This window comes from Nonomuraea antri, assembly GCF_013283785.1.
In the GTDB taxonomy this organism is placed as follows: domain Bacteria; phylum Actinomycetota; class Actinomycetes; order Streptosporangiales; family Streptosporangiaceae; genus Nonomuraea; species Nonomuraea antri.
In genome coordinates this window covers 1-12,464 of sequence record NZ_JABCPZ010000287.1, presented here as the reverse complement: position 1 = coordinate 12,464, position 12,464 = coordinate 1, and the positions used below count along the sequence as shown (strand labels likewise).

Sequence of the window (12,464 nt, the reverse complement as noted above, 5' to 3'; positions counted from 1 at the left end):
GGGTGGTTTGTTACGCATCCATTTCGTTACTGATCGATTCTCGTTCTCACTCTAGACAAACGATCGGATGTGAGCGAATGATGCTGTCTCGATCGGTAATCGATCGGACCGGGATGAGGAGCAACAGATGGGACGCAAGAGCGCCGGCATTGCCGGACTGCTGGCCGGTATGAGCCTGCTCGCCGCGTGCGGCAGCGGCGGTGACTCGGCGCAGCCTGCCGGTGAGGCGGGCCAGCCCACCCAGGTGACGTTCTGGGGCTGGGCCAAGGGCACGCAGCAGGTCGTGGACGCCTTCAACAAGTCGCACAAGGACGTCCAGATCAAGTACGAGGAGATCCCCTCGGGCAACGCGGGCGGCTACGCGAAGTTCTCCAACGCCGTCAAGGCCGGCAACGCGCCCGACGTGATGTCCGTGGAGTACCCGCAGCTGCCCGACTTCGTGAACCAGGGCGCGCTGCAGGACATCTCGGCCGAGGTGGCCGACGTCAAGGCCAAGTACCCGGCCAGCGTGTTCAGCCTGGTCGAGCTGGGCGGCAAGGCGTGGGCCGTGCCGATGGACGCCGCGCCGCAGGTGTTCTTCTACCGCAAGGACCTGTTCGAGAAGAACAAGATCGAGGTCCCGAAGACCTGGGACGACTTCAAGGCCGCCGCCGAGAAGGTGAAGAAGGCCGACGACAAGGCCCGGATCGCCACGTTCTTCCCCGACGACCCGAGCGTCATCGCCGCGCTGTCCTGGCAGGCCGGCGGCAAGTGGTTCGGCACCGAGGGCGACGCCTGGAAGGTGGCGATCAACGACGAGCCCACCAAGAAGGTCGCCGACTACTGGCAGGGCCTGGTCAAGGACGACCTGGTGAAGGTCCAGCCGTCCTTCAGCCAGGAGTGGAACGCCGCCTTCGAGGACGACACCCTCTGGGGCTACGTCGGCGCCAACTGGGGCGCGGGCGTCATGAAGGGCAACCACGCCGGCCAGTCCGGCAAGTGGGCCATCGCGCCGATCCCGAACTGGGGCACCCCGGCCAGCGGCATGCTCGGCGGCACCACGTTCGGCGTGAGCAAGAACGCCAAGAACACCAAGGCGGCCGTCGAGGTCATCAAGTGGCTGACCGGCTCGGAGGAGGCGTGGACCGCGCGTCTGTCGTCCGGCACCTCCAGCGGCTTCCCGGCCATCGCCGACCTCGTCCCGGTCGCGGCCAAGAGCTTCGACGCCTCCTTCTACGGCGGCCAGGACATCTACGCCCTGTTCAGCGAGTCGTACCAGACGATCCAGCCCGGCTGGACGTGGGGCCCGAGCATGGTGCAGACGCTGACGTCCTTCAAGGACGCGCTCGGCAAGGTCAGCACCGGTGAGACCACGATCCCGGCGGTGCTCGACACCGTTCAGACGGCCACGGTCGACGAGATCAAGGGCCGCGGCCTGAACGTCGCCCAGCAGTAATCCCGGGTGCCCGGGGCGCGGCAACCTCCCTCAAACGGCAGCAAGCGGCAGCAAGCCGCAGCAAGCGGCCACGCCGAAGCGCCGCACCCCGGCACGTACGCACACGCAACACCCCAGATCGAAAGGCGGAGATGGCCATCAGTCCGGAAAGGCGGGCGCGGGACAGCGGTGAGACGTGGCGCAGGCGGGGTGCGATCCTGCTGTTCGTCGGCCCGTTCTTCGCGTTGTTCGCGGCGGTCATCGTGGCGCCGCTGGCATACGCCGTCTATCTCAGCCTGTTCAGCGAGAAGTCGTCGGGCCTCGGCTTCGGCGGCGCCGAGACGGTGTTCGTCGGCCTCGGCAACTACCTCGACACCCTGAAGGACCAGGCGTTCACCGACGGCTTCCTGGTGATCCTCGGGTACTGCGTGTTCTACATCCCGCTGATGATCGGCGGCGCGCTCGCGCTGGCGCTGCTGCTGGACTCGGGGCTGGCCAGGTTCGGCAAGTTCTTCCAGGCGGCGCTGTTCATGCCGCACATCGTGCCGGGCGTCATCGCCGGCCTCATCTGGCTCTACCTCTACCTGCCCGGCATCAGCCCGATCGTGGACCTGCTCGGCGACGTCAACTTCCTGGGCGGCGACAACGTGCTCGGCGCGGTGGTCAACATCGCGCTGTGGGAGTGGGTCGGCTACAACATGATCATCTACTTCGCGGCGCTGCAGGCCATCCCGGCCGAGGTCGTGGAGGCCGCCAGGATGGACGGCGCGGGCCCGGTCAGGATCGCCTGGAGCGTCAAGCTCCCGATGATCCGCGCCGCGGTCGTCACCACGGTGCTGTTCACGATCATCGGCTCGCTGCAGCTGTTCACCGAGCCGACCGTGCTGGACAACGTCAGCGACGGCATCGTCAGCACCTGGACCCCGAACATGTACGCCTACAACCAGGCGTTCGGCAACAACGACATCGGCCAGGCCGGCGCCGCGTCGATCATCCTCGCGCTGCTCGCCGCCGTGTTGTCCTACGTCGTCACGAAGTGGGGGAACCGGCGATGAAGTGGATGTCCCGGGCCACCGTCAACACCCTGTTGATCATCTCGGCCCTCTACACGCTGCTGCCGCTGACCTGGCTGCTGTTCGCCTCGACCAAGTCGCTGTCCGACCTGTACTCGACCTCCGGGTTCGCGTTCGGCGAGTTCAACCTGTTCGCCAACATCGAGGCGGTCGCCCAGGAGAACGACGGCGTCTTCTTCCGCTGGTACCTCAACAGCGTCCTGTACGCGGGCGTCGGCGCGGCGGTGAGCTCGCTCATCACGGTGGCCTGCGGCTACGCCTTCGACAAGTACCAGTGGCTGGGCAAGGAGAAGCTGTTCGGCGTCGTGCTGCTCGGCGTGCTCGTGCCCACCACGGCCACCGCCGTGCCGCTCTACCTGCTGGCCTCCAAGATCGGGCTGGTGAACACGTTCTGGTCGGTGTTCATCCCGGTCCTGGTGCACCCGTTCGGCGTCTACCTGGCCCGCGTGTTGTCGTCCGGGTACGTGCCCGGCGAGGTGCTGGAGGCGGCCAGGTCCGACGGGGCGGGCGAGATCCGCACGTTCGTGTCGGTGGCGATGCCCATGCTGCTGCCCGCGTACGTGACGATCTTCCTGTTCCAGTTCACCGCCATCTGGAACAACTTCTTCCTGCCGCTGGTGATGCTCAACGACCAGAGGCTCTACCCGCTCAGCCTCGGCCTGTTCAGCTGGGAGAAGCAGGGCAACGCCTTCCCCGAGTTCCACAGCCTGGTGATCACCGGGTCGCTGCTTTCGGTCGTGCCGTTGCTGCTGGTGTTCCTGTTCCTGCAGCGCTTCTGGAAGGCCGGCCTGACGGCGGGCAGCGTCAAGTGATCGACAACTCGGGGGAGAACATGAGAAGGCCAGCGACCGTCGTCGCCATGAGCGCGGACGTCGCCGAGCGCATCGTCCAGGGGCCGGTGCGCGCCCGCCTGGCCCGCGTCGCCGACGTCCACCAGATCGTCGACGACTTCGCGCACGCCGACCTTTCGCAGACCGAGGTGCTGTTCACCTCGTGGGGCTGCCCGCCGGTCACCGCCGAGGTGCTGGCCAGGGCGCCCAGGCTGCGTGCCATCGTGCACGCGGCGGGATCGGTCAAGCACCACGTCACCGACGCCGTCTGGCAGCGCGGCATCGCGGTGTCGTCGGCGGCCTCGGCCAACGCCGAGCCGGTGGCCGAGTTCACGCTGGCCGCGATCCTGTTCGCCAACAAGCGGGTGTTCGACATCGCCCGCGCCTACCGCGACCTGCGCGCCAACGCCGACTGGGACGCCCGCTACCCCGGCTTCGGCAACTACCGCCGCACGATCGGCGTTGTCGGCGCGTCCAGGATCGGGCGGCGGGTGATCGAGCTGCTGCGCCCGTTCGACTTCGAGGTGCTGGTCAGCGACCCGTACCTGCACGAGGACCTGGGCGCGCGCAAGGTCGACCTGGACGAGCTGGTGGCCGCGTCCGACGTGGTCAGCCTGCACGCGCCCGACCTGCCCGAGACCAGGCACATGATCGACGCCAGGCGGCTGGCGGCCATGCGCGACGGCGCCACCCTGATCAACACCGCCCGCGCGGCGCTGATCGACCAGGACGCGCTGACCGCGGAACTGCTCACCGGCCGGCTGTTCGCGGTGCTCGACCACACCGAGCCGGAGTTCCTGCCCACCCACTCACCCCTGTACGAGCTGCCCAACGTGCTCGTCACCCCGCACATCGCCGGCTCACTGGGCGGCGAGCTGGCCCGCATGGCCGATCTCGCCCTCGACGAGCTGTCCAGGTACGCGCGCGGGCTGCCGTTCGCGCACGGAATCGAACCCACCACGCTGTCCCGCTCTGCCTGACATCCCCCGATCAGGAGGCAGCCTTGGCCCGCCGATCCCTGCTCTTATCCCTGGTGACGGCGTGCGCGATCACGCTGGTCGCGCCGCCCGCCGTGGCGGAACCGCCCCCAACTCCTGCGGCGGAGGCGGCCGACGCCTTCGCCGTCCCGCTGCAACTCTGGCGCGAGCTGGCCACCGGCGGCGCCGGCACCGCTGACCCGGCCTTCGCCGACGCCCTGGCCAGGCTGGACGCCACCGCGGACGCGAACCTGGCGACCCTGGCCCAGGGCCGCTGGCCCGACCTGAACGGCGCCGACGGCAACACCATGTCGGCCATCGGCGTCCGGCTGAGGTCGATCGCGCTCGCCTACGCCACCGCCGGGTCCAGGCGGCACGGCGACGCCGCCACCGCCGCGGCCGTCGTCGAGGGGCTGCGCTGGACGTACGACAACCGCTACCGTCCGGGCAAGCCCGAGCTGGGCAACTGGTACGGCTGGGAGATCGGCGGCCCGAGCAACCTGCTCGACACGCTCATGCTGCTCGGCGACGCCGCGCCCGCCCAGCTCAGAGCCGATCTGCTCGGCGCGGTCGCGCACTTCGTGCCCGACCCGGCCAGGCGCAAGGTCTCGGGCGTCCCCGAGGTCGGCGCCAACCTGGTGGACAAGGTCTCCATCACGGTACGGCGCGGCCTCCTCGCCAGGGACGCCGCCGTGATCGCCCTGGGCCGCGACAAGCTCACCCCGGTCTTCGCCACCACGGTCAGCGGCGACGGCTGGTACCCCGACGGCTCGCTGATCCAGCACTTCTACTTCGCCTACACAGGCGGCTACGGAAACGCCCTGCTCGGCGGCGTGGCCCTGGTCTTCGCGCTGCTGGCCGACACGCCCTGGCGGATCAGCGACCCGGCCGCGGTCCGCTGGATCTTCGACGGGTTCGAGCCGGTGATGTTCCGTGGCCAGATGTTCGCCAACGTGCGCGGCCGGCGCATCGCCGTGCACGACGACACCGACCGCTCGGTCTCGCGCGCCGTCCTCACCTCGATGACGATCCTGGCCGAGGCGGCCGCACCGGCGGACCGGCAGCGCATCGCCGCCCTGGTCGCCGAGCACACCCGCACCGCGCACTTCGCCCAGCACGCCACCGTGACCCAGCTCGCCCTGGTCAAGCGGCTCACCACCGGCGTCACGCCGCGCGGCGACCTGACGCTCACCAAGGTGTTCGCCGGCATGGACCGGTTCGTGCACCACCGTCCCGGCTACGCGTTCACCGTGGCGGCGCGCAGTAACCGGGTCGGCGCGTACGAGGCGGGCAACGGGGAGAACCTCAAGGGCTGGTACACCGGCGACGGCATGACCATGATCTACGGCGACTACGGCGACGGATACTGGCCGACCGTCGACCCGTACCGGCTGCCGGGCGTCACGAACGCCACCGAGCAGAGCTACCCGCGCACCGCCAGGGACACCAACTGGTACGGCTACCGCCAGAGCGACCCGCACACCGGCGGCGTGGCGCTGGGTGATCTCGCCGCGTTCGGGATGCGGCTGCAGGCCGAGACCGACTACCACAGCAAGCGGCCCATCGACCTGACCGCGCGCAAGTCCTGGTTCACCGTCGGCGACACGATCGTGGCCCTGGGCGCCGACATCACCGCCTCGAACGTGGCCGCCCAGACCACGGTCGAGAACCGGATGAACCCGGGCCGCGTCACCGTGGACGGCGGCCGGTGGGCCGACCTGTCCGGCGCCCGGTGGATGCACGTCGAGGGCGTCGGCGGCTACCTGTTCCCGCAGGGCGGGGCGTTGCGGGCCGCGCGCGAGAGCCGTACCGGGAAATGGACGGACATCAGCCCGTCCAACCCGGCGGAGCTCACCCGCGACTACGCCACCGTCTGGTTCGACCACGGGCAGAACCCCGCGCAGGCCGGCTACGCCTACTACCTGCTGCCGGGCAAGAGCGCCGAGCAGACCGCCGCCGCGGCGGCGCGGCCCGGCGTGCGCGTCGGCGACAACACCGCGCAGGTCCAGTCCGTGATCGCGGAGAACGGCGTCAACACGCGGCTGGCGGCCACGTTCTGGTCCTGCGCCACCACCCAGGGCACGGTCCGCGCCTACGGCCCGGCCGCGGTGACGATGAAGCAGGAGGGCACGACGCTCGACCTGGCCGTCTCCGACCCGACCTGGCGTCAGGGCCGGATGTTGTTCGAGGTGGCCCGCGAGGGCCGCGAGGTGCTGGCCGCGGACCCGCGCGTCACCGTGCTGTCCACCGCGCCGACGATCAGGTTCACCGTCGACTCCGCCGGCGCGCTCGGCGCGGGCGTCACGCTCAAGGTGAAGGTCAAGCCGACCGCCCGCCCGACGCTGACCGGCCAGGACTGCGCGGGCGCCAAGCACCAGGCCACCGCCGACGCCTACGTGCGCGGCGGCACGTACGCCACCCGCTCGTTCGACGGCCAGGGCCTGGTGGTCAAGCAGGTCCCGGCCGACGCGAGCTACACCAGGCAGAGCTTCCTGCGCTTCGACCGGCCGGCCGGACCCGTCGCGCTGGCCAGGCTCTGGCTCAACGGCGCCATCGCCGACGCCGACGGCGACACCACCACGCTCACCCTCTACGAGGTGCCCGACCAGACCTGGGACGAGTCCACGCTCACCTGGAACACCAAGCCGCCGCTCGGCCAGGTCATCGGCACCGTGACGGTCACCGGCAAGACCCCCGCCTGGTACTCCGTCGATCTCACCGCGCACCTGCGGGCCGGCGGCGGGACGTCCTTCGCGCTGTTCAACGGCACGAAGACGCTCGCCGTCCAGTTCCACGACCGGGAGAACCCCGCGAACGGCCCCTACCTGCAGGTGTACTGAACCCCCGAGAGAGGAAACATGCGCCTTTACCGACGCCTGGCCGCGCTCGCGGCCACGGCCGTGGCGACGACCGGTCTCGTCGCCTTCCCCGCTGAAGCCGCTCCGGCCAGGAACTTCTTCGTCGACTGCCAGGCCGCCGACGGCGGTTCAGGACGCACCGCGGCCGAACCGCTGAACAGCCTGGCCGCCGTCAACGCCATCGCGCTCCGCCCCAAGGACAAGATCAAGTTCCGGGCCGGCACGGTCTGCGCCGGACGTCTGGAGCCGGTCGGCTCCGGCTCGGCCGAGCACCCGGTCGTCTTCACCTCCTACGGCGAGGGGCCCAAGCCGATCATCCAGGGCGACGGCGGCGAGTGGGCCGTGCACCTGGTCGACAACAGCCACCTGACCATGGAGAAGCTGCACATCACCAACCCGGCCGCGACCACGGCCAAGCGGACCGGCATCCAGTACAACTCGACCACCCTGGCGCCCAAGGCCGGGCTGGTGCTGCGCGAGCTGGAGATCTCGGACGTCGCCGGCTGGGGCAACAAGACCGGGGCGAACGGCTCCTGGTTCTCCTACTCGGCGGGCATCAGCATCCAGGCGCTGCCCGAGGGCAAGGTCGGCTACATCGACGGCGTCACGATCACCGACAACTACGTCCACGACACGGGCGGCGGCGGCATCAAGATCAGCCGCAAGGGCACCGACTACCACAAGAACGTCTACATCGCCCGCAACACCATCCGCGCGGTCGGCGGCGACGGCATCGTGGTGCACGCCTCGGACAAGCCGCTCATCGAGCACAACCTCTTCGACGAGGGCGGCGCGGGCAAGTACCCGTACGTCGACGGCAACTTCGCCGGCATGTGGCCGATCAACTCCGTCGACCCGGTCTTCCAGTACAACGAGGTGACCAGGCAGCGGCCCACCATCTTCGACTCCACCGCCTGGGACTGCGACGGCGGCATCAAGGGCACCTGCGTCTACCAGTACAACTACTCCCACGACAACGCGGGCGGGTTCTACCTGGGCTGCCAGAGCTGCACCGAGTTCCCCAACTACAAGGCCACCGCGATCCTGCGGTTCAACATCGCCCAGGACGACTGCCGCATCGCCGGCAACGCCTCCGGCGACAACAAGAGCCCGCTGTGGCTGTACAACAACACGTTCTTCTGCGCCAGCGAGAAGCTGAACATCGCGGTGCCGACCGGTGACTCGAAGATCGCCAACAACATCTTCTACGCCCACGCCGGCACGCTGCCGACCGCGCCGGGCATCCGCTACGACTCCAACGTCTACTACGGCGGCATCGCGGCGCACCCGTCCGACGCCACCGCCGTGACCGCCGACCCCGGCCTGGCCGCGCCGGGCACCGCCACCGGTTTCGCCGACGCGGACGGCTACAAGCTGGTCAAGGGCTCGCCCGCGTTCGCGACCGGCGCGGTCGTGGACGGCCTGGGCGGCACCGACTACTTCGGCAACCCGGTGGCCGGGACCGTCTCGCGCGGCGCGTACAACGGGCCGGCCGTGGACCCGGTCGTGTACGAGTCGGTGGCCGAGGCGTACAACAACGTCGCGGTCAGCTCCGACCACAACCCGAACACCGGCGGCTTCTCCACCAGCGGCCGCAGCTACTCCGGCCAGGGCCTGGCGGCCGCGGGCCTGGTGCCGGGCGAGACGGTCGACGTGCTGGGCGCCGACTTCGTCTGGCACCCGCGCCCGTACGGCTCGGTGGACAACGTCAAGGCCGCCGGGCAGACGATCAAGCTGGCCGGGCAGGGCTCGAAGCTGGTGTTCCTGGGCGCGGGCGCGTTCAAGGTGCGCGAGGCCGTCTTCAAGGTCACCTACACCGACGGGACGGTCGAGGACAAGACGGTCAAGTTCGGCGACCAGTGGGACGCCGCCGCACCCGCCGGCGCCGTCCTGGTGGCCCGCGCGGCCTACCACAACAGGACGCAGACCAGCTACAAGAACCCGGCCACCGGCCAGACCCGCGAATCCGGCGTCTCGGTCTTCGGCTACGCGGCGCCGCTCGACCCGGCCAAGACGGTCGCCACGGTGACCTTCCCGCAGGGCAGCCCGCTGGCGAACGAGGGCTTCCACGTCTTCGACCTGAAGATCGCGAGCTGACGTCATGAAGCGCACCACGACCTCGACAGCACGCCCGGCCGGCACCGTCAGCCGCACGCGCGGCGGCGGCCCGACGCGGTGGCGGCGGATCGGCTGGGTGGTGACCGCTGCTCTGGTGGTCGCCGGGGTCGTGGTGCTCATCGCCGGGACCGGCGGGGGCGCGAGCGCGCCGCCGCCGGGCCTGTCCGCCTCCGCCACCCCGGCCCAGGTGCTGAAACTCGGGCCGGACACCGTCGTCACCCGCCATCGGGGCGAGCCGGTGGTGGGGGCGGAGGTGCTCAGGGCGGCCGACGTCGTCCGGGCCGAGGTGATCTCGCAGTTCTCCCGGCAGGGCGTCGCGCTCGGGCCCGGGTTCTGGGACCGTCCGCACCAGGGTGTGACCCCGGGGCGGCGGCTGCGGGAGCTGGCGGTCGCCGCCGCCGTCCGCGACAAGGCGCGCCGGGTGTGGGCCCGCGAGGCGGGCCTGCTCGCCGACGTCGGCGAGGCGGCCTTCCAGCGCGACCTGCGCGCGGAGAACCAGCGCCGCGCCGAGGCCCGCGCCGCCGGCCGCCCGCTGCCCGGCGTCCCGAGCTACGACGCCTACACCTACGCCCAGGTACGCGCCGCCGAACTGGACTCCGAACTGGCCAAGCGCTTCGGCGACACCCTGGACCTGCCAGAATCCCGGCTGCGCGCCCACTACGCCGAACTGGCCACCGCCGGCGGACCCGGCTTCGAGCAGGCGCGGGAGAACGTCCGACGGTCGCTGATCAGAACCGAGTACGAGCGCGAGCTGGACCGGCGCGCGGCCCTTGCTTGATCACGATCACAATCCATAACCGCTCGAACCCGCCGAAGTGGTCCAGATGGCTCGTACCATCGATTCCAGGGCCATGGGGAACTGGTTTCAGAACACCATCATCGCAACAGGACGGCTGCCGCTGTTCTGTTTCTTCGTGGCGCTCATCGTCGCCTTCATCGCCACCCGCATCAACGTCCGGCTGATCAGGGCCAAGGTGGGCTGGTTCCGCAACGTCAACGTGGGCGAGATGCACATCCACCACGTCGTCTTCGGCGTCGTCCTCATGCTCGTGGGCGGCGTCACCGGCCTGATCGTCTCGACCGGCTCGCAGATCGGCTACGCGGTCGCCGCCTGCGTCTTCGGCATCGGCTCGGCACTCGTGCTCGACGAGTTCGCGCTGATCCTGCACCTGCACGACGTCTACTGGGAGGAGGAGGGCCGCACCTCGGTCGACGCGGTCTTCATCGCCGTGGCCGTCACCGGTCTCCTCCTCATCGGACTGCGTCCGCTGACCTGGGACTACGGGTTCCCGGTGAACCCGGCCGCGCTCATCGTGGCCAACCTCGCCCTGGCCGTGGTGACCCTGCTCAAGGGCAAGATCTGGACCGGCATGGCCGGGCTGTTCCTGCCCGTGCTGCTGGTGGTGGGCGCGGTGCGCCTGGCCCGCCCCGGCTCCCCGTGGGCGCACTGGTTCTTCGCCGGACGCTCACCGCGCAAGATGGCCAGGGCCATCCACCGCGAGGAACGCTGGCGCCGCCCGGTCATCCGGGCCAAGATCGCCTTCCAGGAGTTCCTGTCGGGCCGCCACGACCTGCCGTCCACGCTGAAACGACGCAGACCGTAACGGCGCAGGCTGTAACGACGCGGGCCGCAACGGCGGGTGGGGCTGCGGGCATACTGGGATCATGCGGCTTCCAGCGCGGTGCGATGCGCTTTCCTGACTTCCAGGAGCGGCTGCTCGCGGCCGTGCTGCCGGTATGCGAGCGCTACGGCCTCGTCCTGGCCGGCGGCCACGCGATGAACGCGCACGGGCTCGCCGACCGCCTGAGCCCGGATCTCGACTTCGCGACCGCCACGGAACCGCCGTTGTCCGCGGCGATCGAGGGCATCGCGCGGGCCCTGCGCGGGGCCGGGCTCACCGCCTCCGTCGCCGAGGCCACACCGCGCACGGGCCGCCTTCTCGTCGAGGACCCGGCCACGGGGCACGGCTGCGCGCTCCACCTCCTGCGCGAGGCCCTGCAACGGCCGCCGGTCTCTCACGAGGGGTTGCCGGTGCTCGACCTGGAGGACGCGATCGGCCTCAAGCTGCGCGACCTGCACGAGCGGAGCCTCGCCAGGGACGTCATCGACGTCGCCGCCGCGGCACACCTCTACTCCTTCCGCCAGCTGGAGCACCTGGCCCGGCTGCACAACGACGCGTTCTCCCTGCCCGAGCTGGTCATGCGGCTGGAGTTCGTCGAGCTCATGGACGACGAGGACTTCTCCGCCGACGGGATCGGCGCGGAGCGGATCAGGGAGATCAGGCGGTTCGCGTACGCGTGGGTCGAGGACGTCAAGTGGCGGCGGGCGGACGACGGGGACGCCGACCACGACGACCCCGATCTGCCCGCCCTCGACTGATCCGTCAGCTCATCTCATCGGGCCCGAACTGCCCGAGGCGACGAGCGAACGCAGGTCCTTGGGCAGGCTGTCGTAGACGCGGCCCATGATGTCGCCCTGCGTGGCCTCGTCGGTCACTTCGAGCACGACGCGGGCGAGGTAGGCGGCCTGCGGCTCGGCCACCCCGGCCCGGTCGGCGACGCGGTGGATGAACTCCTGTCGGCCGAAGTGCTCGCCGGTGCCCGCCTGGTCGAACGCCTCCACGCGCCGGAGGTTCTCGCCGATCTCGTGCGGGAGCTGGGCGGCCAGGTTGTCGGCGAGACCGTCGGGAATGCGTTCGCCCAGCGTTTCCAGTGTGGCGCGGCTCGCGCGTTCGGCCTGGTCGCGCCGGCCCAGGTGGGCCCGGGCCTGGACTTGTCCGATGAACTGGTCGTGCTGCATGCGCGGTTTCCTCTCAGGAGGCCCACGGCCACCGGCCGGATGGGCTCCTACCTGCGTGGATACCGGCTCCGCTACCCCTGGGGCCGGGGTAGGAACCCGTACCGGCTACAGCGCGGCGACGGACCGGAGCGCCAGGCCCGCGCCCAGCACGACGACCATGGCCGCGGTGCCCCAGGGAGCCAGGCTGGACAGCTTGGCGGCCACCCGGCGGCCGGCCGAGGCGCGGCGTTCCATCCGGTCCACCAGCTTGACCAGGAGCAGGCCGGTGACGGTCAGCGTGGCGGCCATGCCGATGCCGTACGCGGTGACCAGCGCGACCCCGAACCAGGTGCGGCCCAGGGCGATCGCGCCGAGCAGGACGATCAGCGCCGACGGGCTCGGCACCAGCCCGCCC

General features: G+C 70.4%; 10 protein-coding genes and 1 pseudogene. 9 read left to right on the top strand and 2 right to left on the bottom strand.

Features of this window, described 5'->3' with window-relative positions:
* Nucleotides 1-127 precede the first annotated feature (127 nt).
* The 9 genes from HII36_RS48720 to HII36_RS48680 all read left to right on the top strand — a co-directional run bounded on the left by HII36_RS48720 (nucleotide 128) and on the right by HII36_RS48680 (nucleotide 11,650).
* Nucleotides 128-1,435, top strand: a complete 1,308-nt coding sequence (locus tag HII36_RS48720; protein WP_173530211.1) for an ABC transporter substrate-binding protein — start codon at nucleotides 128-130, stop codon at nucleotides 1,433-1,435.
* 131 nt (nucleotides 1,436-1,566) lie between these two features.
* Nucleotides 1,567-2,469, top strand: coding sequence for a carbohydrate ABC transporter permease (locus HII36_RS48715; RefSeq protein ID WP_173530210.1), 903 nt, complete (start codon nucleotides 1,567-1,569; stop codon nucleotides 2,467-2,469).
* Nucleotides 2,466-3,299, top strand: a complete 834-nt coding sequence (locus HII36_RS48710; protein ID WP_217370906.1) for a carbohydrate ABC transporter permease — start codon at nucleotides 2,466-2,468, stop codon at nucleotides 3,297-3,299. Before HII36_RS48715 ends, HII36_RS48710 begins: the two co-directional genes overlap by 4 nt.
* A 47-nt stretch (nucleotides 3,300-3,346) precedes the next feature.
* Nucleotides 3,347-4,297, top strand: a complete 951-nt coding sequence (locus tag HII36_RS48705) for a hydroxyacid dehydrogenase (protein ID WP_236004808.1) — start codon at nucleotides 3,347-3,349, stop codon at nucleotides 4,295-4,297.
* A gap of 23 nt (nucleotides 4,298-4,320) precedes the next feature.
* Nucleotides 4,321-7,134: a polysaccharide lyase family 8 super-sandwich domain-containing protein gene (locus HII36_RS48700; RefSeq protein WP_173530208.1), complete on the top strand. Its 2,814-nt coding sequence runs from the start codon at nucleotides 4,321-4,323 to the stop codon at nucleotides 7,132-7,134.
* Between the two features lie 18 nt (nucleotides 7,135-7,152).
* Nucleotides 7,153-9,249 carry a right-handed parallel beta-helix repeat-containing protein gene (locus HII36_RS48695; RefSeq protein ID WP_173530207.1) on the top strand — a complete coding sequence of 699 codons (2,097 nt, stop codon included), beginning with the start codon at nucleotides 7,153-7,155 and terminating at the stop codon, nucleotides 9,247-9,249.
* Between the two features lie 4 nt (nucleotides 9,250-9,253).
* Complete coding sequence (locus HII36_RS48690; protein WP_173530206.1) at nucleotides 9,254-10,048, top strand: hypothetical protein; 795 nt, start codon at nucleotides 9,254-9,256, stop codon at nucleotides 10,046-10,048.
* A gap of 73 nt (nucleotides 10,049-10,121) precedes the next feature.
* Nucleotides 10,122-10,874 carry a hypothetical protein gene (locus HII36_RS48685; protein ID WP_173530205.1) on the top strand — a complete coding sequence of 251 codons (753 nt, stop codon included), beginning with the start codon at nucleotides 10,122-10,124 and terminating at the stop codon, nucleotides 10,872-10,874.
* Nucleotides 10,875-10,957: 83 nt separating this feature from the next.
* A complete protein-coding gene (locus HII36_RS48680; protein WP_173530204.1) occupies nucleotides 10,958-11,650 on the top strand; it encodes a nucleotidyl transferase AbiEii/AbiGii toxin family protein in 693 nt (230 codons plus the stop codon).
* Nucleotides 11,651-11,659: 9 nt separating this feature from the next.
* On the opposite strand, the gene HII36_RS48675 is transcribed toward HII36_RS48680, so the two are convergent.
* Together HII36_RS48675 and HII36_RS48670 are read right to left on the bottom strand one after the other, a co-directional pair.
* Nucleotides 11,660-12,070, bottom strand: coding sequence for a DUF2267 domain-containing protein (locus HII36_RS48675; protein WP_173530203.1), 411 nt, complete (start codon nucleotides 12,068-12,070; stop codon nucleotides 11,660-11,662).
* 105 nt (nucleotides 12,071-12,175) lie between these two features.
* A pseudogene (locus tag HII36_RS48670) lies at nucleotides 12,176-12,464 on the bottom strand (High-affinity nickel-transporter); the annotation flags it as partial.

Excerpts from the sequence above, each read along its gene's own strand:
- HII36_RS48720 (WP_173530211.1), top strand. The coding sequence starts at position 128 with ATGGGACGCAAGAGCGCCGGCATTGCCGGACTGCTGGCCGGTATGAGC.
- HII36_RS48715 (WP_173530210.1), top strand. The coding sequence starts at position 1,567 with ATGGCCATCAGTCCGGAAAGGCGGGCGCGGGACAGCGGTGAGACGTGG.
- HII36_RS48690 (WP_173530206.1), top strand. The coding sequence starts at position 9,254 with ATGAAGCGCACCACGACCTCGACAGCACGCCCGGCCGGCACCGTCAGC.
- HII36_RS48685 (WP_173530205.1), top strand. The coding sequence starts at position 10,122 with ATGGGGAACTGGTTTCAGAACACCATCATCGCAACAGGACGGCTGCCG.
- HII36_RS48680 (WP_173530204.1), top strand. The coding sequence starts at position 10,958 with ATGCGCTTTCCTGACTTCCAGGAGCGGCTGCTCGCGGCCGTGCTGCCG.
- HII36_RS48710 (WP_217370906.1), top strand. The coding sequence starts at position 2,466 with ATGAAGTGGATGTCCCGGGCCACCGTCAACACCCTGTTGATCATCTCG.
- HII36_RS48675 (WP_173530203.1), bottom strand. The coding sequence starts at position 12,070 with ATGCAGCACGACCAGTTCATCGGACAAGTCCAGGCCCGGGCCCACCTG.
- HII36_RS48705 (WP_236004808.1), top strand. The coding sequence starts at position 3,347 with ATGAGCGCGGACGTCGCCGAGCGCATCGTCCAGGGGCCGGTGCGCGCC.
- HII36_RS48695 (WP_173530207.1), top strand. The coding sequence starts at position 7,153 with ATGCGCCTTTACCGACGCCTGGCCGCGCTCGCGGCCACGGCCGTGGCG.